Source organism: Endozoicomonas acroporae (assembly GCF_002864045.1).
Taxonomy (GTDB): domain Bacteria; phylum Pseudomonadota; class Gammaproteobacteria; order Pseudomonadales; family Endozoicomonadaceae; genus Endozoicomonas; species Endozoicomonas acroporae.
Genome location: NZ_PJPV01000003.1, coordinates 1 through 23522, shown reverse-complemented (window position 1 = coordinate 23522; position 23522 = coordinate 1). Strand labels below are relative to the sequence as shown.

Below are 23522 nucleotides of genomic sequence, written 5' to 3'. Positions count from 1 at the left end.
TAAAGATGCGGCTACCCAACCTTGAACGGCTGTTTGTTAATCGCTACCAGACAGTGACCGTCACCGTTTACTGTGCACTTGCAGCACTGCCAAGCCTGATCTTTCCACACCCTATAGCCCTGCTCCCGCTGGCAGTGATCCCGCTGGGGTTGATATTTATTCTTAAAAAACCCTTTGTGGTCTGTTTGATTTTTATCATGTTCTCATTTTTCCGGCTGCATGAGGTTTTTCCTCAGCTGGATCCCATCAAGATCCCGCTGTTAACCGCGCTGGGATCCTATTTTGTGCTGGCCTGGCACATTATCCTGACCAAGAAAGTTCAGGTTTACTGGCGTCATGAACACACCATTTTTGCCCGCTTTTTTGGCTGGGTGGTAATTGGTATAGCATTCTCCAGCTATCCCCCCACCGCTTTCGGCAGCTTCACCAGTGTTTATATGAAAATCGGCATCATGGTATTGGCCATCTCGTGGCTGATGACCGAGCACTGGCACTTCAAGCTGGCGCACTTTCTGATCATTTGTTCTGGTCTGGCTGTGGGCGGTGTCACACTGTATAACAATGCCAACGGTATCGGTATGGTCGAGGAAACCCGTGTCACCATTCCGGGCACCAGTCTGGGTGACCCCAACGACCTCTCACTGGTTCTCAGCTTTCCCATGAGCTATGCAGTGGCCCTCGCAACCACCAAAGGCACCGGCAAGATCAGAACGCTGCTTGGCCTGATTGGTATTGTCATCTTTGTGTCATCTATCATTGCCACTCAAAGTCGCGGCGGCTTACTGGCGACGGTTGCCGTGTTTGGTATCTTTGGTCTTCGCATCATCAAATCAAAATTGCTGCTCATCAGTATTGGCAGCTTTAGCCTGATGATTCTGGTGGCCGCTGCTGGCATCAGCGACCGTAAATCCGGAGGTGCCGCAGAGGAGGGCGTTGATGCATCAGCGATGGGCCGTATCCATGCCTGGGAAGCGGCTTTTAACATGGCCCTCAGAAACCCGATGACCGGCGTTGGTCTATCTCTCTTCCTGGATAATTACTGGGATTACGCAACCCACAGCCGGGCGGAGGGTCAGGCCCACGTTACCCACAGCACCTGGTTTCAGGTCATGTCAGAATCCGGCTTTGTTGGCTTTGGCCTGTTCGGTTTTATGATTTTCACCATTTTCATGTCGATACGCAGCTCCCTGACACGTCTGGATAGAAATAAAGGGTCACCGGAGTACGATCCCCATATGACCGCTATCGCCGTAGGAACCTATGCAGGACTGGTTGGTTTCTGTGTTTCCGGATCTTTTCTGAGTCAGGGCTTTCTCTGGCCAGTCTACATCATTACATCGATCAGTATTGCCATTGCCAACTTTATGGACAATCACTATCCGGCCGAAGAAGAAAACTCAGAGACAGAAAAAGCGTCTATAGTTAGTGGATTAGCGGACACCATACACGGCAAGGGTTTGCCACATGCTAAACAGCCTGAAAGCCCGAATAAAAAACAGTGACTCTGTCGCAGGAAGGGCTCTATTCTCTTTTTTGAAATCCATTCGCAGCATTGAAATGCCAGTAATCAGACCTGCTCATGGCTTAATGTATCAATTACATAAAATGATTACCGGGGCTTTCAGTAGTCTGATTCGTATTTTCTACTGGACACCGCTGTTCAAATCTCAACTTGCCAATGCCCCAGGGAAGCTCTATCTCTACTCAGGCATGCCACTGCTACTGGGGCCATTAACCATCACCATGGGTGACCATTGTCGGCTGTCCGGCCACACCACCATCAGTGGCAGAGCTTCAGGCAATAAAAAGCCGGAACTGAGAATAGGCAACAATGTCGGTATCAGTTGGCAAAATGAAATTTTTGTCGGTGACCAGATTGAAATTGGTGATAACGTTCGGTTGGCAGTTAAAGTCAGGCTGGTTGGGTATCCCGGCCATCCTGTTGACCCGGCCGCCAGGGCACAGGGAAAACCGGATACGGATGATCAGGTTGGCAGTATTATTATTCAGGATGATGTATGGCTGGCGGCTGGCGTTACAGTTATGGGGGGCGTAACCATCGGAGCGGGAACCATTGTTGCCACTGGCAGCGTTGTCACCAGGGATTTACCTCCCGGTGTTCTTGCCGGGGGGATTCCAGCCAGGGTCATCAAATCACTGAACTTGCCATCGGAGCGTGACAATGGCTGATCTCATTGTATTTGGCGAAGACTGGGGAGGCTTACCTTCCAGTACCCAGCACCTGATCAGCCATTTAATGAAAAGGCACCGGGTCATCTGGGTAAACTCCATTGGGATGAGGTCGCCGCAGTTTTCGTTAAGGGATATAAAAAGAGTCTGGCAAAAGATGCTGGCCATGCTTAAGCGTAATAGCGAACCTGCGCAAACGCCCTCAGAGCAAATCCCCCCCATTATCATCAATCCCAGGGTTCTTCCTTTTCACCGCTCCAAACGGGTTCGTCTACTGAACAAACGACTTTTACTGAAAGACATTAACAGAGCAATAGAGCAGGAAGGATTTGATCAGGTTATTCTCTGGCTCTCACTGCCCACTGCCGTCGATATGGTGGGTAGCCTGAATGAACGGGCTTCTATCTACTACTGTGGTGATGATTTTGAAGGCCTTGATGGCGTTGATCATACCATGGTCAAACCATTAGAACAGGAGCTGGCTGAAAAGGTTGACCTGATTCTCGTCGTCAGCAAAACACTGGCCAGGAAGTTTACTCATCCCAACACCATTATTCTGCCACACGGTGTTGATTACCCGCTGTTTTCATCACCGGCAGCCAGGCCCCATGATCTTCCGGGAAACGGGCCTATTGCCGGTTTCTACGGCAGTATTTCTGCCTGGCTGGAGACAGATATACTGGCCCAATCCGCCATTGCCCTGCCCAGCTGGCAATTTGTTTTTATTGGCGATATCAAAACTGATGTTTCATCTCTTCAGGCTCTGCCAAATGTACACTTTCTGGGAGCCCGGCCACATCATCAGCTGCCCTCCTATATTCAGCACTGGAATGTCGCCATGCTGCCCTTTCGCAACAACAAACAGATAGCGGCCTGTAATCCCCTGAAGTTGAGAGAATATCTTGCCTCGGGTACTCCCATCGCTGCCACTTCTTTTCCTGCTGTTCGAGAGTATGAGAATCTTCTGGCCATTCAGTCACCTAAAGAACCCTTTTCCAGAGTCATTTTGAGGGCCAATGAACTGCGGGAAGAGAAAGCCAGCAGGCAGAACAGGGTCGCAACCGAATCATGGCAGCACAGAGCCACACAGTTGGAAGCACTGATCAACCACTTATCACGTTAAAAACACACTGCTCATTAAATTAATTCCCTGTTAAAACAGCAGCTACAATTAATAATAATGAAGCATAAATACTTGTATTTATTATTAGAAAGTGTCATGGAAGCTAACACTATTACCAATCAGGAAAATCAACTACTCGCTGAAGGACAAAAAACTGTCAATCAATGACAATTTGCCACTGAGCCAGTTGACTGAAGAGTAATATTAGGTCGATAACAGGGAAGTCACTGTGATTAAGCGATATAAATCCCGCATCCTTGCGGTACTGATGTTTTTCAGTATGTCACTCCTTTATGGATGCAAATCACAACTGAATGTTCAGACCCTGATGGAAAATGAGCAAACAAGATCAACACAGCAGATTGCCGATGTTATCGCGCGAATGAATGAAACAGAAAACGCATTGCCTATTTCCAAAAATATGTATCGTCGTCAATTGTCTATTAATTTCACTCAAAAGGAATTGGAGGTTAATAATCAACATAAACAGGTAATTGATCTCTTTTTTAACTCATTACCCGAAAGCCAGCATCTCAACATCATTATTTCCGTAGCCCCCTCTTCTGCCGGGCAACCCTTCCAAACACTGAATGACTCCTGGGCAAGGCTACAGAGTCTGAAAGATATACTGGAGCAATACAGCGAAAAAATAGAGCTGGTTTACCAACCTGAACTGGATCTTGATTCAGCCACCATTCATGCGGTGGGCAATGATATTTCCGGAGGTAAGGGTGTCCAGTGAAATCCTGAGAAACCTCTTCCGACTTCTCAGCGCAGCCTGGCGGCGCCGTTACACTATTTGTGTGCCTATTTTGATCATGCCGGTGATTGGTTTTTTTGCCAGCTTCATGGCCCCCAAATTTTATGAAGCACACACCACCATACTGCTTCAGAATACCACTGAGCTAAATCCCATTCTGGAAGACTTCACCATATCCACAAACCTGGAAGAACGGCAATTAGCACTGAAAATACTCCTTAAGAGTCGCAAGGTATTAAAGGGTGTTGCCAGAGCTGTTGGGTTTATCGACTATAAATCTTCTGAAGAGCAAATAGATGAGGCCATTGATGAACTATCACGTTCACTGTCCATCGTCTTCGGCGGTGACCTGGTCAAAATCTATTATCGAAGTCAAAACAAAACCGATATTAAAGAACTGCTGACCAAAGTGACTGAACACTTCCTTACTCTGGTTCAGGCACCACAAAAATCGTGGCAAGTGGCCTCAACCCAGTTTCTAAAGGATCAGGTAGATCGTCGACACAAGGAGCTTTCTGACGCTGAGCTGGAACTATCTGATTACAAGGCAAGGTTCGCATTGGAACTTCCAGAGCTCCATAAAGCGAACGTAACCAGACTGGCCGAACTCCGCCAGCTGTTAATGGAAAAAGAGACTGAACTGGTCGGTGCCAAAGCGGCAATGGAAGAGTTCAATGGTAACCTGGCTCAAACCAACCCCGTTATCGGTAAACTTGAAGAACGAATTATTAACACCCGCACCACACTGAGTATGCTTCGCTCACGTTATACAGAGAGGCACAGCAAGGTTCAGACCCTGGTCAGAGAACTCGATAGATTGCAGGCTGAACGCCAGAGAATGATTGCGGAAAGCAGTCAGTTAAAAACGGAAGATGTTCAACGTCTCTGGAACCTGGCGTCATCAACCCCCTCCGTTTCAATGGATAACACCCAGGGAGGACAAACCACCATACTGGCCTCTCAGCTGCAAGCGGTTCAAGAAGCCAAGGCCAAAGTGAACAGCCTGCAGAATGAAGTGAAAAATATTAAAGATCAAACCGACCAGCTCCAGAGTAAAGTGCAGCAGTTTGCTGATGTAGAGCGGACTCTCGTTGAACTGCAACGTGATTTTAGTATTAAACAGAGACTTTATGATGATTTTCTGAACCGTTATGTCATGGCAAAAGTGACGGAAGACCTGAGCTCTTACCAGGAATCAGAACAGGTTAAGATCATCGACGAGCCTTTCACACCCAGCAGTCCCAATGCGCTGCCGGCGTCATTATTTATTGTGGCAGGCATCTTTGCCGGTCTGGGTATCGGTACTGGTCTGGCGGCGATTTCAGAAATATCGGACACCACCTTACGACTTCAGGACAGTATTGAACGCATTGCAGGTGTTCCTGTTCTGGCCAGGATACCATCAATGCCCACAGCACCAACGCTGGTTTACGATCCGGAAAAAGACTGGTTCGACGAGGGGGAGGTATCATCATGACAGCGCCTCTCGTTATAGCACAGATAGTCCAGCACCTTGCCCCGGGCGGTATCGAGACAATGGCTTTGGACATACAGCGAAAAGCCAGAAACCCGGAACATGTTCATATTATCAGTCTTGAAGGAACGCAATCTGAAGCCGTTGAGCATTGGCCAAGACTTCAGGGCATGGAAAGGGTTCACTTTCTGACCAAGCCTCCCGGATTGAGTCTCGCGACGGTGACCAGGCTCGCACAACTTTTACGACAACTTAACATTGATGTGGTTCATACCCACCATGTAGGCCCGCTTATCTATGGTGGCATCGCCGCTAAACTGGCCGGATGTGGCCATGTGCATACTGAGCACGATGCCTGGCATCTTAACCAGCAAAAACGACGCTGGCTGATAGCGGCCTGCTTCCACCTGCTTAAACCTGCCGTTGCCGCAGATGCAGAACTGGTTGCCGCCAGCATTCGACAGCATATTCCGCTCTTTACGCCAGCCGTGGTTCTTAATGGAATTGATACAGATAAATTCCAGCCAGCAGACCAAACCGCAGCCAGAAATAAACTGAATCTCCCCCAGGATGCCGCCATTATTGGTTGTGCGGCACGCTTTACCGAGGTTAAAAGTCATGACCTTTTAATTCATGCCTTTTCCAGACTACCCGACAGTGCACACCTTGCCCTTGCCGGAGGGGGTGAACTTGAACATGAACTCAGAGATCTGACCAGGCGGCTTAACCTGGAGCAACGGGTACACTTTCTGGGGGTCATTGATGATATGCCCGGCTTCTACCACGCTATAGATATTTTCTGTCTTGCCTCAAAAAAAGAAGGCCTGCCACTCTCGCCGCTGGAAGCCCAAGCTTGCCAGAGAGTGGTTGTCATGACCGATGTGGGTGGCTGTCGTGAAGCGGTTGATCCACAGAGCGGTATCCTGATCAAGGCTGAAAGTGAACAGGCATTGGAAAACGCTCTCAAAACACAGCTCAGTTCAGGCATCAATAAAGAAAAACAGGCGTCGGCACGCAACTTTGTGGTTAACCATTGCAACCTGGAGAGAATGATCAGTCAATACGATGACCTGTATTGCGGGAGGCCACTATGATCGAGTGGCTGGCCTTGATTATCTTCTTCATGGCAGGCGTGGTGATTGTATATCACCATGTTGGTTATCCCGTCGCTCTGAAATGGCTGGCACAGGGACTGGAAAACACACGGCCCAACTTTTATCAACGACACCACAACATCACGCCTCTTGATCACATGCTGCCAAGCATCAGTCTGATCATGCCCGCCTATAATGAAGCAGGCACTATTCAGGAAAAACTCAGAAACCTTGCTGCCCTTGATTACCCGGACTATAAGTTGCAAGTGATTCTGGTTTGCGATGGCTGTACGGATGGTACAGCCCAGCTGGCAAAGGAGACACTGGCCGAGCCTGAATGCAACCATCTGAACTTATCCGTAGTAGAGAAGCCTGAAAACGGTGGAAAAGTCGCTGTTTTGAATGAAACCATTAGCCTCTCCCGTTGCAGCGTAGTTGCCCTCTCCGATGTGTCATCACTGTTATCAAACGATAGTCTTTTAATCGTTGCGGCTCACTTAAGCAATGAAAACACCGGGGTAATTTGCGGTAGCTACCACTTTTTACAATCACTCAGTGTTGGCGAGCAGGCTTACTGGCAGTACCAGCGAAGCATTAAAACAAGAGAAAGCTCTCTGGGTGCAACCCTGGGGGTGCATGGTGCATTTTATGCCTTTCGCCGTGAGCTGTTCGACCTGATCCCCGCAGACACGATCAATGATGATTTCACCCTTCCGGTACAAATAACCATGAAGGGCTACCAATGTCTTTATGACCCGAGAATCATCGCCATGGAGCTCGAGCAGGCATGCAATGAAATGGATTTCCAGCGAAGAAAGCGAATTGCTGCCGGCAATATTCAACAGGCCATTCGTCACGCTGGCTTATTACATCCCAAGTTTGGAAAGATCGCCTTCAACTTTTTTTCCGGTAAATTTCTGCGCCCATTCATGCCGCTGTTCCTGTTTATGGTACTGGCATCTTCAGCATTACTGTCTCTGTCCTACCCTGTTTTTCAGCTTATTCTGGCCATTCAGATGGGTATTTACAGTATCACTGTCTTTTATATTTTCCGTCGCTCACAACCAGATCATAAGAAATTGAGAGTGCTTTTTTACCTGGTATCCGGGCACCTGGCCATGGCTATCGGTTTGATTAACTATCTTTCAGGCCAAACCAAAGGCCAATGGAAAAGAGTATCGACTGAAACATAAGGATTTAAACACGTACTTAAGGAGTGTACCCATGAAAGAGTCTACCTACGTCCATCCTCTCGCCTCAATGTGCAAACGATTAATGGATATTCTTATCGCCCTGGTCGGGCTGGCAATCACCCTGCCACTGTTTCCCTTTATCGCACTGGCCATTCGCCTTGATAGCCCCGGACCCATTATTTATCAGCAGATGCGTATTGGCTATCAGAAGGAAAACTATATTCGCTTATTTATGATGAAAAAATTCAGGACCATGCGCAATGATGCCGAGTCAGGAACAGGCCCTGTCTGGGCTCAAAAAAATGACCCGAGAATTACCAAAGTGGGTAACTTCCTGAGAAAAACCCGTCTTGATGAACTACCACAACTCTGGAATGTGCTGGTCGGTGATATGGCCATTGTTGGTCCAAGACCTGAACGACCAGGGATGTACAATAAGCTGGAAACGAACATTCCATTTTACAGCGAACGAACGTTTGATGTTGTTCCCGGTATTACCGGTCTTGCCCAGGTCAACATGGGTTATGATGAAACATTGAATGATGTGAGAAATAAAGTTGCCTATGACCATGCCTACGCCCTGGCTCTGAGCAGCCCATGGGAATGGCTGAAAATGGATATTTATGTCATGTTCAAAACCATTTTTGTCATGGTAACCGGCAGGGGGCAGTAGAGCGGTAATCAGCTCTGCTGAAACAAAACACCGGCAATCTCATCCAGGCCTTGCCTTAAGGCCTCCCGGCTATGCACGCCCGGCTGGTGGGTATCAGCCAATGGCATGGTGTGTATATCGCATCGAAGGTTTTCCGGTGGTTCATTCTCCGCAGGCCACAACAGCACGTCTGGATATACACCCGTCATGTCACTCATCCATGACAGTTTATCGCTGATGGACATTTTTCCGACAGCCGATACTTCCTGATTAATGTTACCCACAAAGACTTTCAGGGCCTTGCTGTTACCAATACTTTCTGCAACCTCTGGCATCAAGATCGCCGGTAAGATACTGGTCATAAAACTACCGGGCCCTAAAATAATCATATCGGACTCTTTTATCCTGGTGACTGCTTCATCCGTCGGCTGAATCGCAGGCAGAATCATCAACTTCTCCGGGCATTTCTCCAGAGCATCAATGGTCGTTTCACCGACCACTTCCTGACCATCCACAATAGCACCAAGGCGGGCAGGCTCTTCTGACATGGGTATCAACTCTGCACCGACCTGTAACATCTGACGAATCAGGTTTATGGCATCGAGTGGGCGAACACACATTTGATCCATTGCCAGTAAAATCAGGTTACCCAGGTTGTGTCCACTGATATCACCGCTATTTTTAAAGCGGTACTCAAACAGAATTCGAGCAAGGTTTGGGGTATCCGAACACAGCTGGTTCAGGCAATTCCTGAGATCTCCCCAGGCAATACAGCCACTGCCATCCCTGAGCCGTCCCGTTGACCCGCCATCATCCGTAGTTGCAACAACGCCTGACAGGTGCCCACCGAGAAATCCCAGGCTAGCCATGACCCGACCAAGGCCATGCCCGCCACCGATAGCAACAATCCGGCGACACTGATAAAGCGTTTTTACAGAATACATGGCAAGTTCTTTTATGCGTATAAAATACGGTATAGAAGATCATTATCTACTAACTGCTCAGCCATTACGAAAATGATCTCCCTTAACCGGTATCAGGTTTGTGTTGAGCCTATGATGCGTGGTGTTATCAGGAATAAACGTACCTGCTTGATCTTTGACTTTGACTCTGCACGGAACAAATGGCCAAGAACCGGAATATCACCCAGCAACGGAACTTTGGTAAGCTTTGCTTCATCCTGTTCTTTATAGAAGCCACCAATTAACAGGCTCTCCTGCTCACTGATGATAGCCTGAGTATTAATTGAGCTGTTAGTCACTGCCGGTAGTTTACTCCCGATGTCTTCTGTGCCCTGGCTTCCTGAACCATCCTGAATATTGACGGTCATATGGATACGTCGGCCCTGCTCCTCACGAACAATTCTTGGGGTAACCTGAACAACTGTCCCTGATGTCACCGGGAATAGTTCAGAGTCTTCATTACTGGCAACTGACACATAGAAAGTACTGCTGTTATCGAGAATGGCTTCTATGTTATCGAGTGTCAGAATAGACGGCCTTGATACAATCTTGACTCTCCCTTCGTCAGCCAGTAGCTGTAAATTTGCATTAAAGGAGCCAAGTGCACTGGAGACAATGGTTGTATAGTTTGGCGTCGGGGCATTTGGGTAGGGCGTAAAAGATATCTTGGTACCATTTGAGCTGGCGGAATTATTCCAGTCAACGCCAAGCGCTCTCAGATCCTGTGTATTGATATCAATAATTGAAACACTGATCTCTATCTGCGATGTCGGTTTATCAAGCGAAGCCACCAGTTCTTCATACATTGGCATCTTGGATTCAAGATCATGCACAATGATCGCATTCAGTCGCGGATCAGCATTGATATAGACTTCATCGGCTTCCGCACCGGCATTCAGCGAGTCTCCTGCTGATTCAGAGCCATCTTTCATGCCGGGTTCACCGGATCTGCTGACACTCTCTGCCGGAGTCACGGATGGGTTAGGCAGTCCCTGTTTGGTCACCTGGGCTACACCGCCACCTTTAATAATTCTGGTCAGAATCGTGGCGACTCCGGGGACTGTCAGTTGCTGACCTCTGAAACTGAATGATTTATCGGTTGCCCAGGCATATTTGAGCGGAAAAGTGCGAACCGTCAGTTTACTCTTCTGACGCTCCCCCTCTTTCGCATCAAGCAGCAGCGCTGTCTGAGACACCAGCTCGATATAACGGGGAGGCCCGGAAATAAAGACAAGCCCCTCGTTCGGCTGTTCCTTCCAGAAAAAGCGACCGTCCCAGATACCAATCTTTTTCAGGGTTTTCTTCAGTTGCTTTATTGGTAAATAGTTTAAGCTGATAATCTGCTGGCTGGAGGAGCTGCCATCATAAACAAACAGGGTATGCCCATCAAAATACCAGATAAAACCATAGATATTGGCCAGATGATCCAGGAAATCAACAGGGGTCATAGGACCAATCTTGCCATTAACCTCCCCAACCACCGTATCCGCTATGATGGATGGCATATAATAACTACCCGCAAAATTCTGCAATACTTCCTTCAAGCTGTCGCCATTGCCAAAATACGCATACGGGCGCGCACCAAACGCTGCCAGGGCAGGTGATTCGTCATCACCAATGGTACCTTCAAAATCATCAATCGCATCCTGGATGGCATCCTCTGCCGAAAGAACCATACCATTTCCGGATGACGTATTGTTTCGCATCATGTAGAGGTTGTTTGAAGCTTGATTTACCTGTTGACGGTCGTCTTTTTGGGCAAAGTTATAATCAAAGTCAGATGTGGCTGCATAATGAGTTTGACTACCATACTGGGAAAAACTCGCCCCTTTCCCGGACAGTTGCCCATCATTTATATATGGCGTTAGTCGTGCTCTTTCGGCATCAACAGATGAGCCATCTGGCCTGGGAAACGCCCTGGCATCCAATGGTCTCCCCCAGGAAACAGGGTCCCCGGCGGAATCGGGAAAAACTCTGGCGTCCAGGGCTCTCCCCGGCTCAGCTGAAGGACGGTCAGGCTGTTCCGACACGATGTCGGATGGAAAATAGATAATCTGTCCTACCCGTAAGGCCTGGGTAGTATCCAGTTTGTTATAGCGGGCCAGCTCATTTACCTCAAACCCGTAGCTTCCGGCAATCACTTCCAGAGTCTCGTTGGGACGCACTAAATGTTTTCTGGTTTGCGGCTCTTCAGATGACCAGTTCGCCAGCGCCTGGAAGGTAATCGCCAGTAAAAGGGACAGGATTATCAGGGTATTTCTTATAAAGCCCATCAGACGCGTGCCTCCATGCTCATGTCTGCTCCAGCTTATTCAACAGCCCTTAATGAATAGATGCCTTGTAAAATCGAGAGTGTCAATAAACGTTCGTTACACACCAGTTTATCGGAAAACAAACTGGATTCACCAGTATTTCGTCAAAAAAATAATTAACATGAGAAAAATCCATTTATCACTTTGTACACCCGCCGATAGAACGAAAGGATTAAATTATCAGGCGGACTTTATCATGACAGCACCCATTTCTTTCGGTAACGGTATTTCAGGCATTTCACGGATCGACAGTGCTTTAGCGCACTCAGACTATCCTAAATCAAAATCAAATTTCAGAACCTCCGGTAAAAATGTTGTTGATTACACATGGAAGACTCTGGAAATGGACCAAAATTATGAGCACCGTGAATTTGAGTTTGCGACTAAGGTTTCCGGTCAGAATATCTCTTCAAGCCCGGAGGAGCATTACCGCTTCACACAGGATGCCATGGACTCTTTTTCCGACTTTTTAAAGCAACTGCCTGAAAACAGCGGTCACGCCAAAAGAATGAAAGAAGCTTTGTCAGTCATCGAAAAAGCCAAAGCAGACAGTGAATATTTAATGATGTGCCGTAATGTATTGATTGCCAGCTAAAGGTTGAATGAAATGGATAAGTCATTAAAAACCTGGATGCTGTCACAGGCGTCCTACTATCTTGAATACCAGCAGCCCAGAAAATCCATTGCTCTGTTAGAAGCACTGATGTCAATAGACAAGAAAAACCCCGATATTTATCGCATGCTCAGCTACGCCTACTTAAAGGTAGAACGACCTGAAGAATCCATTCGCGCAGCCGATAATTTTCTAAAATACGCAAGGCCCGGTGGTGATATTCGGGCTATTAAATGGATCAAGGGGCGAGCCCTGCTCAAGAAGAGAAAAGCTGCACTGAGCCGCTGATCTTCAAGACCATAGCCAGCCCCATAGCAGCGGCGCACCTCTCATGGCACAACTGTTACCCGGGCTGAATTTTGGCGGCAGAAATGATCTGGTACTGGCAGGCCTGCTGGTATCCATTATCGGGCTTATTATTCTGCCCATGCCAACCCCCCTGGTGGACTTCCTTATTGCATTGAACATGGGGATTTCCACCATACTTCTGATGACCTCCATCTACCTGAAGTCGCCCCTGGAGTTCTCATCCTTTCCGGGGGTGCTGCTGATAACGACCCTCTTCCGTCTGGCTCTGTCCATTACCACTACCCGGCTGATCCTTCTTCAGGCAGATGCCGGTGAGATTGTCTATACCTTCGGTAACTTTGTGGTAGGGGGTAACCTGGTCGTTGGTGTCGTTATCTTCCTTATCATCACCATTGTCCAATTCCTGGTCATCACCAAGGGTTCGGAACGTGTAGCAGAAGTCAGCGCGCGTTTCTCTCTGGATGGTATGCCTGGCAAGCAGATGAGTATCGATGCTGACCTTCGGGCCGGGGCCATCGAAATGGAAGAAGCCCAGCGCCGTCGTGAACTTGTTACCAAAGAAAGCCAGCTGTTTGGTTCGATGGATGGAGCCATGAAGTTCGTAAAAGGTGATGCCATTGCCGGTTTGATCATCATCTTTGTCAACATTACGGCTGGTGTCGCTATCGGTACCGGTAATGGTATGAGTGGCGGTGAAGCTCTCCAGCTCTACGCCATCTTAACCGTAGGGGATGGACTTATCTCCCAGATACCGGCCCTGCTGATATCCATTACCGCCGGTATTATTGTCACCCGAGTATCCAATGAAGATGCCAAGGACCTTGGTAATGAGATAGGCACTCAGCTTACCGATAAACCAAAGGCCCTTATGGTTGGTGGAGCACTGTTACTCGGCTTTGCCCTGATCCCCGGCTTCCCGACACTGACTTTCATGGCTCTTGCTGCTGCCATTGGTGGCGGTGGCTACTTTTTGATGAGGAAAGTGGAAAAAGCCCGGACAGCTGAGGAAGATGGCGGCATTCCGGCCATGGCCGCAGCAACAGAATCACCCAGTGAGGCCAAGTCAAGATTGGATCAGCAGGAAGAGTTCACCCAGACGCTGCCCTTGATTATTGATGTCCCTACTTCTGTACAGAAAAGCCTGAACACAACCTCCCTGAATGAGGAGCTGCTTAAAGTTCGGAAATCACTGTACATGGATCTCGGGGTTCCTTTTCCCGGTATACATCTGCGGTTTAATGACGCCATGGATGAGAATACCTACAGCATACTGCTGCAGGAAGTTCCCGTCGCATCGGGCTATTTCAAACCAGGCTCTCTGTTCGTGAGAGAGAGTAATGAACATCTGGATATGCTGAAGATCCCTTATGAAGTTGGCGATCCGTTTCTGCCCAGCCTCGACTCTCTCTGGGTCATTGAAGGTCAGCAGGACAAACTTGAGCGTAACAATGTCAACTTTATGGACTCCTCAAAAATCCTGACGTACCACCTGGCGCATGTCCTGAAAAAATATGCTGAAGATTTTGTGGGCATTCAGGAGACACGCTACCTGCTGGAAAAAATGGAAAGCAGTTTTGGTGAACTGATTAAGGAAGTCCAGAGGCTGTTACCTGTTAACAAGATCACCGAGATATTCCAGCGTCTGGTATCCGAAGATATTTCCATCAGGAATCTCCGCTCCATTCTGCAATCCCTGGTTGTCTGGGGACACAAGGAGAAAGAGGTTGTTCAGTTAACCGAGTATGTCCGCTCATCATTAAAGCGCTACATCAGCTACAAATACTCTAACGGCAAAAATATGCTGCCAGTATACCTGCTTGACCAGGATGTCGAAGATACCATCCGCTCCGGTATCCGTCAGACTTCAGCAGGCAGCTACCTGGCGCTTGATCCATCGACTTCTGCCCAGTTTGTGGAAAATGTTAAGCACTCTGTTGGCAAAATCGGTCATCTTGAACATAAGCCCGTCCTGATTACTTCGATGGATATACGCCGCTATGTCCGAAAACTTCTGGAGCTGGAAGTGTATGACCTGGCAGTACTTTCACACCAGGAGTTAACGGAAGAGATTACCGTTCAACCACTGGGCCGTATCTCCCTGTAAGCAAGGTCATACCCGCACCGGATGTGCTTCTCAATCTGCTGGCAGATCGTATCAGCCAGTAGATGAGGACGGATGTTTCTGGCAATCGCACCTTTAATCAACATCCCCATTAAAATGAATCAGCGGCTTATCACCACAGCAAAAGTTAATTAGCCAATAATTACTTTGAATTTCATTGATTAAATCACTGCTGCGAGGTAGAAAACAGGCGTTATGGACGGATGATGAGTGGAGTGCTCAGTAAGAATTGGCAGGTAGGCTTTCTGCGAAAAATCTCCGAGACCAATCAAACCAGCTCTTATTATTTTCTCTCCTACTTTCGTACAGCATAACTTCTACCCCATTCTGGGTTAGAAGTTATGCTGTACGAAAGTAGGAGAAGCAGAGAAAAAGAACGATTAACGAACTAACGCAAAAACCAGTTGGTCAATAAACTGCTCTTCTTTATAAACATGCTTTTTCATCACACCTTCAAGCTCAAAGCCACACTTCTCCAGCACACGGCGAGAGCCATCATTCCCGGCCTGCACATCAGCAAAAATACGAACCAGCCCCATCTCATCAAATGCATACTGGCACACATAAGAGAGTGCTTCGGTCATAATGCCTTTACCCCAATGATCCTCTGACACCCAAAAGCCAATCTCTGCGCCAAAACGATGAACATCCAGCTGAACAACAAACCCGATCTCACCAATAGCCTCACCACCACAGTCAATAGCAAAGCGGGTTCTGGTCTCATGCTCCTTGACATGCTGAACCCAGGCTCTCGCATGCTCTATGGTATAAGGGTGTGGAAAAGTATCCCGAAGGTTTCTGGCTATCTTGGCGTTGTTACCATGTTTGGCCAGAGAGATCGCATCGCCATAAAGGAACCTTCTGAGGCAGTAACCATTACCCAAGTCTATATGCATATCATTATCCTGATAGTCAGCTATCAGGTAAAACATCGGCAAAAGTACCATGGGCTTTATTGATATACCTGTAACCCATTGATAGGACTTGATGTGCCGAGGATTATCCAACCAAGCTGAAGTTTAAGTTTATCTAATCCATTTAGCAGGCTTGATTTTGTAAAGGGGACTTCAAAATGAAAGCCCCAAACATCTTTGCAGGTGAATTATAATATCAAATATAACTTTTCCTTCAAAACCCGGAAGATTTTATTATTCTTATTTCTTATTAAAGACATTTATATGATTTCATAACAAGAAAAATCCAAACCATCCTTAAAACTCAATGACTCTTACTAACCCAGCACAAACTATTCTAAAGCAGTGATGAAAACAGGGGAATTAATAGCCCTGTAATCCAGAATTTTTAGAGGATATCACTCAGCAAGAAATAGAGAATATACTGATTTTTCAGACAACCTATCCATTCAAGAGTAAATTCATTGCCTATTAAATTGTATCAAGCATACAATTGTGACTGGTTTTTTTTAAATGCTCAACCTGCCAATCATCAAGAAATTAAAACAATCGTATGAATATCTTACTACCAAAAGAGATTCAGACTCATTCATAGATTTACTGTTTGCTTTTTCTCACACACAGGTGCAAGAAATATTAAATGAACAATAGTATCAATTAATCCAAATCAACAGAACATCAACAATTATTACCAGCAAAATCAAGGTTAGCACCATCAACAAACCTGTTAGTGACTTACATGAAAGCAAATGATTAACTGTGGTCAGTTTTCGGAAACTTAAACCCCGGAAAGCTGTCCAAAATAATAAATTTTAAACAAGGAAATTTTAAAATGATCAATTCAGCCTCATCCGGTGCTTCCCCCGTTAATCCTTATCGAGTCCCGGAAGTTAACATCAACGAGACTCAACCTGACGACCTCAGTGATTGTGCTAAAACTATTGTTCAGAATCGCATCCGGCAATTATCCTTTGCTCTAATAAATCCTGCTGGCAAAGGCAGCACTGCGTTATCCACCGCAAGCCTGGCTTCAGCACTGGGCATGTTGTTAGCCGCCATTGATGATGCTGGTTTGAAGGAAAAAATTCTGGGCATGACAAACCAATCCCTTCGATTAACAACCGCACTGGAAAAAGAAATCCACAAACAACTAGGTCAATTCTGCTTGAATTACACTGTCGAAAAGAACTCACAGAGTTTTATTGTGAACTATTTTGCTTCAGATGATCATTGTCAGGATAGTAACTTGATTGACCTTTTGTCCAAATACTACAACACAATAAAACTGGAAATCACGGCAAATGACAAAGTAGCCGATGTGACTGATACATTCATCAAATCTATAACCAACGGTCGCTTATCCAGCTTGTTCACCCCTGACGAACGGGATGATGTCAACGTCTCTATGGGTAATGTTGTTTGTTTAAAAGCGATTTGGGCTGATGCTTTTGATAAATTTAAAACTGCACGCTCCGGCTTTCAGTGTTCAGATGGCAAGATAGCCGAAGTCGAAATGATGGAATCTGAACCCATGAATTTAAAATGTGCCTTTACAAAGGATTATGCGGCGATCGCAAAACCATTTCAACACGACACTGAAAAGCTTTATTTTGTTGCGATTACACCTATCAATAGTTCATCAATTGGTATTAATCATCTTGATACTGAAACACTTCATCAACTGATTGACCAATCACTGGAAGCGAAAAAGCAAAAAATCACCTTGAAACTGCCTAAAATGAAGATAGATAGTACTGACACATCATTACTTAAAGAAATTGGCAAGCTCAGTGATATTAAAATAACGGCAGACATGTTACCGAAACTAGGTAAAACAAGGCACGATCATCTGGACATGCGTCAGAAAATTCATGCCATCATTGATGAAGAGGGTGCCGAGGTTGTTTCAACCACAACCGTTAACAGGATATCCCGGGGGTTTAATTCCGAGTCACCGCAACCATTCAATTTTGACTGCCCCGGCTATATTGCGATTATTGTTAAGGACGATAATGGTAAACATCTGTTGCTTGAATCGATAATCAAGGATGCAAGCTATCTTGTCCCTGCAGAAAGTAAAGAAGTTCAGCCTCCCTCCCTGAGTGCCAGATCTGTGCAAACTCATCAGGGGAGTACTGTGGATACTGATTCACTTTTCAGACCTGCAAAAAATGACAATGGAGCTAAATCTTTAAAAAATCCTGATACATTACTTCAGGACAATGCGACACATCTCTATCAGAACCTTTTAATATTTTCAGTAATACAAATAATACTGAACAACGATAAAAACTTGACAATTTTTGGAGTCAATTACAACCAACATAATCAAGAGCTGCTCATTAAGGTCAAAGATTTTACTCAAGCCCAAATACTCTGCAAAAAAATAATTGAGTTCACCAAAACAAGTAGTCTAGGTGATCTTGCCAGTGCTGTAGATTTTAATGCTATTGGAAAAAATAATTCTGGAATCTGCACAGTGGTAAATAAGCCGCTCACTGACATACTGTTAGAGAAATTATTTAACTATAAACTCCCATAGCATTAAGAGCATTAAAATGATCAATCACATCCTCATCGATGCGAATGGTCATCTGCTTTCTCAGCTGCTTGTCGTAAGGTTTTTTTCACCCTGACTAAAATCATACTCTACTCTCATGGCGTCAATCTCACTGTGCTTACGTTCTGAGCTTGGAAGAAAGCAAAGCAGGTAGATGGGCTGCGCGGTCAGGAGCTGACGATGAAACCACTTACTCGAGGCAAAGAACTGGCAAGCGCTGCAGTCAACTCGGTAGCACAGTGTATTCAGGGAGCCAGAGAACGAATGAACGGGCAGACTCCTCCTTAGCGGGAGCCAACCCATGAAATAAGACAAGTAAAGGCTGGCGGAGTAACTAAGCTGGACAAATGTTTTAATCAATTATCACAACCAGAACAATTCTGCTAATTACTTATCAGGTGGCGTAGTTGATGATTTTGCCGCCGTTTACCAACTAACTGCCCTGATTCTCCGACTCAATTGGATGTCAGACAATTTGCTTCTAACTTTTTATACAGCATGGCAAGTACGTCCCACTTATACATTACCCATTCTGGTGAAAGCAGGTATTGCCTTTCCCCGGAACCGGTCAGTCGATGGAACAGTAATCCCTCTGGAGCCCGAAGGATCATCTTTGTCAGCACATCCGTGTAGGATTCCATGGATAATTCCCGGACCAGCTCTTTACGCCATTGTCGGGCCAGTTGAGTGCCTTTAACGATGTGAAGTGGATGAATCTTGATGGCATCAACACCTAAAGCAATAACCCGGTCAAAACTTACCAGACTGTCTTCAGGTTCTTCCCCCGGAAGGCCAACTATCAGATGAGTGCACAACTTTAGACCATAGCGTTTGGCTCGGATCACTGCATCTTCATAATCGCTAAAGTTATGGCCACGGTTAATGGCTTCAAGCGTAGGATCAAAGCTGGATTGAAGGCCCAGTTCCAGCCAGACCTCATAACCCTGCGCCTGATAATCCAACAACAGTTGTAAAACCGGATCGGGTACACAGTCAGGCCGGGTTCCCACGGCAAGCCCTATCACACCGGGCTGAGCCAGGGCCTCATCATAATAGCGTCTGAGATCTTCCGGAGCACCGTAGGTATTACTGTAGGACTGAAAATAAGCGATAAACTTTCTGGCACCCGTTCGGGCACTCACCTTTTCCTGAGCCTGTCGGATCTGCTCAGAAATTTCTCCCGCCTCAGTGCTGCCAGGGCTGAAGGACGCGTTATTACAAAACGTACAACCACCAATACCTTTAGTACCATCACGGTTTGGGCAGGTAAACGACGCATTCACCGAAACTTTGTGTACTTTTTCTCGGTACTTCTCCCGAAGGTAACGGCCAAAAGTATTCACGAAGCGGGTCATGTCCATAGCGAATTATTTCGTTATCAAAAACGCTACAAAATACCGACAGCCCCCTGTTTAGCCTATAGGGAGTTTAACGCATGACTTAATGGCCAATGCTTAGCCTGAATTTTTTTTCATTTTTTCCAAGGCTTGCTGAACGACGGCACGAGCCTCATTTTGACAGGCATCCATTGCATCAGGGTCATCGGGAGCTACACGCCATTCAATTATTCTTTTTGCCAGCTTCCTTGCCATCACACCGACAAGATCATCCAGATAAGCCTCATCGAACATAGCCAATGGCATAAATCTTAAATGGACTAACAACTGCTCAGGTTTATCAGGTTCTTTCATATGTATGGCAAAATCGCCGGCGTCAGACGTGCTTTGACTGATCGTTAACGTAAAATGCTCACCGCTCATAGTATTCTCCCGGCTGTACTAGTTTCAGTTGTCGGCGGTGATAGAGGTGGCTTTACGATCTTCAGACCAGCTGTCAGCTCATTAAGTCAGGAGGCATTATCAAACAAAAAACCGGGCCTTCTGCCTTTTTATAATCTCTGTTCATAATCTAAACTGAGCTTTATAAGGATTAAAGCATTAGCGGACAATGCCGCCAGATATGGCGATATTCTCATCAATTATCATCAGCCAGCTTGCACTGGGCAACGGAGAGCCAGACCATGTCACTTATTACCAATAAGGATGTCGAAAACCTACCCTCTGATAACTCAGGCCAGGTAGGTAATGTCAAACCGGTAGATCGTATTGATCCGATGCAGTCACAGGAGTTTTCAAACCTGGTAAAAAACAAGGAGGACAATAAGCTTGCTGAAACAGCTGTGGAAGATGGAGAGATTACGCCGGAAGAACTTCAGCGACAGATTCGTGAAAACCTGTTTAAAAACGGCTTCAACAAAGCCCTTGATAAAGCCAGGGAAATAGCCAAAGAACTCAGACAGGGATAGCACTCTGACCCGATGTCATTTTTTGGGCCGAAGGTAGTTAAGTAGTTAACCAAATGAAGTCGTATTTTCTGACTAAGTGGGCAGTCACTCTGCGGCGTTACAACTACGGTCACATAGCTACGGCTATGCTCCCTGCGTTGTGCCTTGCATAGTAACTGCCCACTTAGCCAGAAATATACGATTCCATTTGGCCAACTACTTAAAACGCCCCATTAATAGCTACTTAATATAATTAAAAGCTCTCAATATAATTATAATTAGTAAAGTGATATAGGTGGTCTCTGCGGGTATTCCATACCCTGCAGATGACGTTTTGCAGTACAAGGATGTGGCCAGCATGTCAATTCAGCCTTCCAGCATTTTTCCGCTCAGCCCAGGAGGTGATAACAAGCCACTGCAAAGTGTTTTTTTTTCTGAATTAAATCAGCTGGTTCAAGAAATTATTTACCCCGAGTCCGACACGCTGTTTCCTGTTCTACTTACCAAATTAAATACCAATCTGGAGGACATCAAAAACGATCAGGATATGATGCGCTGGATCGATATCAAGAACCGTTTGACGAAGTCTGAATCTTTCATTAAAAAAAGCTTCCTCGATCATTTGACCAGCGCAGACAGTGAACAGCCCGCACAACAACAAGAAGGTGCCTTAACCCTTGAATTACTCGACAATTCTGAACTTGACCACCAACTCCTCTGGCTTTCTGCAACCAATAATTTTGAGAGCAGTAACAACTCTGAACGTATTTGCCGAATCAAAAGCTGTCTTGAGAGCACCTATCCCCGGCATGACGGTACTTATCCTGCCACCCCGGAGCGCATCTGTGAAAGTTTTGCCATGGCTCTGGAAAGTCTCCATCCAGACCGTGATATTGAGCAGCAATTATTTTGCTGGTTTGCCAGTCATCTTACTAATGCGGCTGATGAGCTCTGGCTTAAAGTCGACCAGTTAATGATCCATAAAGGGCTGGGACCCAAGCATTCATCTCCGGTTGAGCGATTGAAAGCAAACCCAGCCTCCGACCCAACCCATCATCCACTCACTACATCCCGCCCCACAGATCAAACACAACCAGCCCCTCAGCAGAGTTACTATTCAGATATGGGAAACCCTCAGTTTCTGGATAGTTTTGCTGAGAAGCTGGTATCCCGGCTGGAAGACATGCTTGCGGAAGGTGAACTCATCCCTGAGGCCAAAGCTAACCGGGTCAAGGCTATTGATCTGGCCAGTGTCCTCAGCTCACTGCAACTGGACGTTCTTGAGCAGCACGTGTCAATAAGAAGCCTGCACACCTCGGTCGTAGATGCCCTGGAAATACAAGGCGTTAATTCAAAACTCTCACGCCATCATGAAGACCTTATCAATATGGTCGGCTGGTTGTTTGAGTACATTCTGGATGACCACAACCTGCCTGATGACGTAAAAAAAACCATAGCCCTATTGCAAATCCCGATTTTAAAACAGGCGATTCTGAACGATGCTTTTTTAACCGATAAGAAGCACCCGGCCCGTCTCTTATTAAATGACTTAACGTCTGCCGGCATGCTGTATTGCCGGGATTCTCAATTGAGCAAGCATGTTTTGCTTCTGATTGAGCATACTGTGCGTACCATCATCTCTGACCACAGTGAAAACCCGGATGTATTTCAGGATTGTCTTGATGGATTTCAAACCAATCTGGATATCATTCTGGAACCAGAGCCTGAGAGTTCAAAAAGTCATCCTGCTGCACTCAACGAACCACCAGAAGAGGTTCAGGCAACAGACTCCGACGATGACCATGCCATTGACTTTAAGACAGAAAGTCCCACGGAAGAAGACTCAGAGGAGATAATTCTTTCCTGCGAGCAGTCCGGGCTCGGTCTGAAAGTTTCGCTCCAGTCTGAACCCGCCCCAGAGGTAACCGAACCACCTCAGGAGCTTGAGCTGCTTCCGGATCAACAGACCGAAGTGGCTGATGCTAAGGAGCATTTACCCGCATTTACCCCGGTCATTATTGATGGACTTTACCCTGGCCAGTGGGTTGAGTTTATTGGCGAAGGTGACTCACACCGCCTCAGCTGCAAACTTGCCCGACTCAGTAAAGACCGTCATCGCTATATTTTTGTCAACAGCTCGGGGATGCGTGTTGCGGAGCGCTCCGGAAGCGAACTCAAAAAAGAAATTAAAGACGGTTCTGTCCGTATTATGGAAGAGAACCCCGTGTTCGACCGGGCTATCCAGGCTGTTCTTGAGCGATTCAAAAGACATTTGTAACGCTGCCACGGATGACTAAAGCAAGTAGTGATAAAGGTGAGAACTTTGGCCTGTTTATCGCAACACCGGTAAAGACATCCGTTATGGAACAGGCTGCTGACTAAAGCACTGGCGTTTAATGGCGAAAAACTAATTTATCTTTAATTTGTACAGGAAGTTTTTATGATCAATCTGGAAAATTTACATCAAATCACCGACGGTGATGAGGTCCTGCTGGAAGAGTTGTTATCAACATTTTTTCAGAGCACCCGGGAAGACATCCTGAATTTGAAAGCAGCGGTCAACAATCAGCAAACGCCCCTTATTGTCAACTTTGCCCACCGGATTAAAGGTGGTGCTGCAATCGTCGGGGCGGAGCAACTGGCAATACTTGCCGGAGACCTTGAGCAGTCAGGGCAACAAGTGGAACCGGAACGTTATGACCCTCTTTTTCTTGAACTGCAGAATACGTTTAACAGCATCGAAGCCCTGTATCCCAAACTATAAAGGCCGCTGACTGGTCAAGCTGAACAGCCGAAAGCCAACCACAACGGCAAACGCCATAAAGGGCGCTTCCAGAACACCACGCTGGAGTCAAGCAATAAGTGCAACAGACCTCCCAGTGTAGACCTCAAGCGGGGTTAGACCGCCAAGTACCTTGCGAGGCATGCTGTTTATTTGAAACTCCATAGCCTCAATTTCC

At 46.5% G+C, this 23522-nt stretch carries 20 protein-coding genes and 1 pseudogene; 15 read left to right on the top strand and 6 right to left on the bottom strand.

From position 1 onward, the window contains the following. The first annotated feature begins 5 nt into the window (after positions 1–5). From CX664_RS00280 to CX664_RS00245, 8 genes are all read left to right on the top strand, one after another. Positions 6–1502 (top strand): O-antigen ligase family protein, encoded by a 1497-nt coding sequence (locus tag CX664_RS00280; RefSeq protein ID WP_101744785.1) that lies wholly within the window; start codon positions 6–8, stop codon positions 1500–1502. Then, on the top strand, positions 1465–2190 hold the full coding sequence (locus CX664_RS00275; protein ID WP_101744784.1) for an acyltransferase: 726 nt from the start codon (positions 1465–1467) through the stop codon (positions 2188–2190). The genes CX664_RS00280 and CX664_RS00275 overlap by 38 nt, the downstream gene beginning before the upstream one ends. Continuing rightward, the gene (locus CX664_RS00270) at positions 2183–3313 is read left to right on the top strand and encodes a glycosyltransferase (RefSeq protein ID WP_101744783.1); all 1131 of its coding nucleotides are present in this window, start codon (positions 2183–2185) and stop codon (positions 3311–3313) included. The genes CX664_RS00275 and CX664_RS00270 overlap by 8 nt, the downstream gene beginning before the upstream one ends. A 229-nt stretch (positions 3314–3542) precedes the next feature. Then, positions 3543–4055, top strand: a complete 513-nt coding sequence (locus tag CX664_RS00265; protein WP_101744782.1) for a hypothetical protein — start codon at positions 3543–3545, stop codon at positions 4053–4055. Next, entirely contained in the window at positions 4045–5550 is a 1506-nt protein-coding gene (locus tag CX664_RS00260) for a GumC family protein (RefSeq protein ID WP_163369429.1), read from the top strand. The genes CX664_RS00265 and CX664_RS00260 overlap by 11 nt, the downstream gene beginning before the upstream one ends. Then, positions 5547–6641, top strand: coding sequence for a glycosyltransferase (locus CX664_RS00255; RefSeq protein ID WP_101744780.1), 1095 nt, complete (start codon positions 5547–5549; stop codon positions 6639–6641). The genes CX664_RS00260 and CX664_RS00255 overlap by 4 nt, the downstream gene beginning before the upstream one ends. Beyond that, positions 6638–7834 carry a glycosyltransferase family 2 protein gene (locus tag CX664_RS00250; RefSeq protein ID WP_101744779.1) on the top strand — a complete coding sequence of 399 codons (1197 nt, stop codon included), beginning with the start codon at positions 6638–6640 and terminating at the stop codon, positions 7832–7834. Before CX664_RS00255 ends, CX664_RS00250 begins: the two co-directional genes overlap by 4 nt. Before the next feature lie 31 nt (positions 7835–7865). Continuing rightward, on the top strand, positions 7866–8507 hold the full coding sequence (locus CX664_RS00245; protein WP_101744778.1) for a sugar transferase: 642 nt from the start codon (positions 7866–7868) through the stop codon (positions 8505–8507). Between the two features lie 8 nt (positions 8508–8515). Here CX664_RS00245 and yvcK read toward each other — a convergent pair whose 3' ends face one another. Together yvcK and sctC are read right to left on the bottom strand one after the other, a co-directional pair. Then, positions 8516–9430 (bottom strand): uridine diphosphate-N-acetylglucosamine-binding protein YvcK, encoded by a 915-nt coding sequence (yvcK, locus tag CX664_RS00240; RefSeq protein ID WP_101744777.1) that lies wholly within the window; start codon positions 9428–9430, stop codon positions 8516–8518. Positions 9431–9522: 92 nt separating this feature from the next. After that, positions 9523–11721 carry a type III secretion system outer membrane ring subunit SctC gene (gene sctC / locus CX664_RS00235; RefSeq protein WP_101744776.1) on the bottom strand — a complete coding sequence of 733 codons (2199 nt, stop codon included), beginning with the start codon at positions 11719–11721 and terminating at the stop codon, positions 9523–9525. A gap of 235 nt (positions 11722–11956) precedes the next feature. Between sctC and CX664_RS00230 the strand changes: the two genes are divergently transcribed. From CX664_RS00230 to sctV, 3 genes are read left to right on the top strand one after another with little or no spacing between them, the layout of a single operon-like run. Beyond that, on the top strand, positions 11957–12355 hold the full coding sequence (locus CX664_RS00230; protein WP_101744775.1) for a hypothetical protein: 399 nt from the start codon (positions 11957–11959) through the stop codon (positions 12353–12355). A gap of 12 nt (positions 12356–12367) precedes the next feature. Beyond that, positions 12368–12661 (top strand): tetratricopeptide repeat protein, encoded by a 294-nt coding sequence (locus tag CX664_RS00225; protein ID WP_101744774.1) that lies wholly within the window; start codon positions 12368–12370, stop codon positions 12659–12661. A 43-nt stretch (positions 12662–12704) separates the two neighbouring features. Continuing rightward, positions 12705–14786 (top strand): type III secretion system export apparatus subunit SctV, encoded by a 2082-nt coding sequence (sctV, locus tag CX664_RS00220; RefSeq protein WP_101744773.1) that lies wholly within the window; start codon positions 12705–12707, stop codon positions 14784–14786. A 398-nt stretch (positions 14787–15184) separates the two neighbouring features. Here the strand turns inward: sctV and CX664_RS00215 are convergent, their stop codons facing one another. Then, positions 15185–15700 carry a GNAT family N-acetyltransferase gene (locus CX664_RS00215; protein ID WP_163369423.1) on the bottom strand — a complete coding sequence of 172 codons (516 nt, stop codon included), beginning with the start codon at positions 15698–15700 and terminating at the stop codon, positions 15185–15187. A gap of 850 nt (positions 15701–16550) precedes the next feature. Here CX664_RS00215 and CX664_RS00210 point away from each other — a divergent pair. Beyond that, entirely contained in the window at positions 16551–18260 is a 1710-nt protein-coding gene (locus tag CX664_RS00210) for a serpin family protein (RefSeq protein ID WP_101744771.1), read from the top strand. A 473-nt stretch (positions 18261–18733) separates the two neighbouring features. Here CX664_RS00210 and mnmL read toward each other — a convergent pair whose 3' ends face one another. Both mnmL and CX664_RS00200 read right to left on the bottom strand, forming a co-directional pair. Continuing rightward, positions 18734–19639, bottom strand: coding sequence for a tRNA modification radical SAM protein MnmL/YtqA (gene mnmL, locus CX664_RS00205; protein ID WP_101744770.1), 906 nt, complete (start codon positions 19637–19639; stop codon positions 18734–18736). A 93-nt stretch (positions 19640–19732) separates the two neighbouring features. Continuing rightward, positions 19733–20038, bottom strand: a complete 306-nt coding sequence (locus tag CX664_RS00200; RefSeq protein WP_101744769.1) for a hypothetical protein — start codon at positions 20036–20038, stop codon at positions 19733–19735. A gap of 260 nt (positions 20039–20298) precedes the next feature. On the opposite strand from CX664_RS00200, the gene CX664_RS00195 reads away from it, so the two are divergent. From CX664_RS00195 to CX664_RS00185, 3 genes are all read left to right on the top strand, one after another. Beyond that, complete coding sequence (locus CX664_RS00195) at positions 20299–20583, top strand: hypothetical protein (protein ID WP_101744768.1); 285 nt, start codon at positions 20299–20301, stop codon at positions 20581–20583. Positions 20584–20920: 337 nt separating this feature from the next. Further along, positions 20921–22840 (top strand): DUF1631 family protein, encoded by a 1920-nt coding sequence (locus CX664_RS00190; RefSeq protein ID WP_145999730.1) that lies wholly within the window; start codon positions 20921–20923, stop codon positions 22838–22840. Positions 22841–23002: 162 nt separating this feature from the next. Next, entirely contained in the window at positions 23003–23326 is a 324-nt protein-coding gene (locus CX664_RS00185; RefSeq protein WP_101744766.1) for an Hpt domain-containing protein, read from the top strand. Positions 23327–23413: 87 nt separating this feature from the next. Here CX664_RS00185 and CX664_RS28020 read toward each other — a convergent pair. Further along, positions 23414–23522, bottom strand: a pseudogene (locus CX664_RS28020) (IS30 family transposase); the annotation flags it as partial.

What these genes read in the sequence shown, in the direction of transcription:
- sctC (WP_101744776.1), bottom strand. Translation starts at nt 11,721, where the DNA reads ATGGGCTTTATAAGAAATACCCTGATAATCCTGTCCCTTTTACTGGCG.
- CX664_RS00190 (WP_145999730.1), top strand. Translation starts at nt 20,921, where the DNA reads ATGTCAATTCAGCCTTCCAGCATTTTTCCGCTCAGCCCAGGAGGTGAT.
- CX664_RS00195 (WP_101744768.1), top strand. Translation starts at nt 20,299, where the DNA reads ATGTCACTTATTACCAATAAGGATGTCGAAAACCTACCCTCTGATAAC.
- CX664_RS00245 (WP_101744778.1), top strand. Translation starts at nt 7,866, where the DNA reads ATGAAAGAGTCTACCTACGTCCATCCTCTCGCCTCAATGTGCAAACGA.
- CX664_RS00250 (WP_101744779.1), top strand. Translation starts at nt 6,638, where the DNA reads ATGATCGAGTGGCTGGCCTTGATTATCTTCTTCATGGCAGGCGTGGTG.
- CX664_RS00230 (WP_101744775.1), top strand. Translation starts at nt 11,957, where the DNA reads ATGACAGCACCCATTTCTTTCGGTAACGGTATTTCAGGCATTTCACGG.
- CX664_RS00275 (WP_101744784.1), top strand. Translation starts at nt 1,465, where the DNA reads ATGCTAAACAGCCTGAAAGCCCGAATAAAAAACAGTGACTCTGTCGCA.
- CX664_RS00225 (WP_101744774.1), top strand. Translation starts at nt 12,368, where the DNA reads ATGGATAAGTCATTAAAAACCTGGATGCTGTCACAGGCGTCCTACTAT.
- mnmL (WP_101744770.1), bottom strand. Translation starts at nt 19,639, where the DNA reads ATGGACATGACCCGCTTCGTGAATACTTTTGGCCGTTACCTTCGGGAG.
- CX664_RS00280 (WP_101744785.1), top strand. Translation starts at nt 6, where the DNA reads ATGCGGCTACCCAACCTTGAACGGCTGTTTGTTAATCGCTACCAGACA.
- CX664_RS00210 (WP_101744771.1), top strand. Translation starts at nt 16,551, where the DNA reads ATGATCAATTCAGCCTCATCCGGTGCTTCCCCCGTTAATCCTTATCGA.
- CX664_RS00200 (WP_101744769.1), bottom strand. Translation starts at nt 20,038, where the DNA reads ATGAGCGGTGAGCATTTTACGTTAACGATCAGTCAAAGCACGTCTGAC.
- yvcK (WP_101744777.1), bottom strand. Translation starts at nt 9,430, where the DNA reads ATGTATTCTGTAAAAACGCTTTATCAGTGTCGCCGGATTGTTGCTATC.
- CX664_RS00215 (WP_163369423.1), bottom strand. Translation starts at nt 15,700, where the DNA reads ATGCATATAGACTTGGGTAATGGTTACTGCCTCAGAAGGTTCCTTTAT.
- sctV (WP_101744773.1), top strand. Translation starts at nt 12,705, where the DNA reads ATGGCACAACTGTTACCCGGGCTGAATTTTGGCGGCAGAAATGATCTG.
- CX664_RS00255 (WP_101744780.1), top strand. Translation starts at nt 5,547, where the DNA reads ATGACAGCGCCTCTCGTTATAGCACAGATAGTCCAGCACCTTGCCCCG.
- CX664_RS00185 (WP_101744766.1), top strand. Translation starts at nt 23,003, where the DNA reads ATGATCAATCTGGAAAATTTACATCAAATCACCGACGGTGATGAGGTC.
- CX664_RS00270 (WP_101744783.1), top strand. Translation starts at nt 2,183, where the DNA reads ATGGCTGATCTCATTGTATTTGGCGAAGACTGGGGAGGCTTACCTTCC.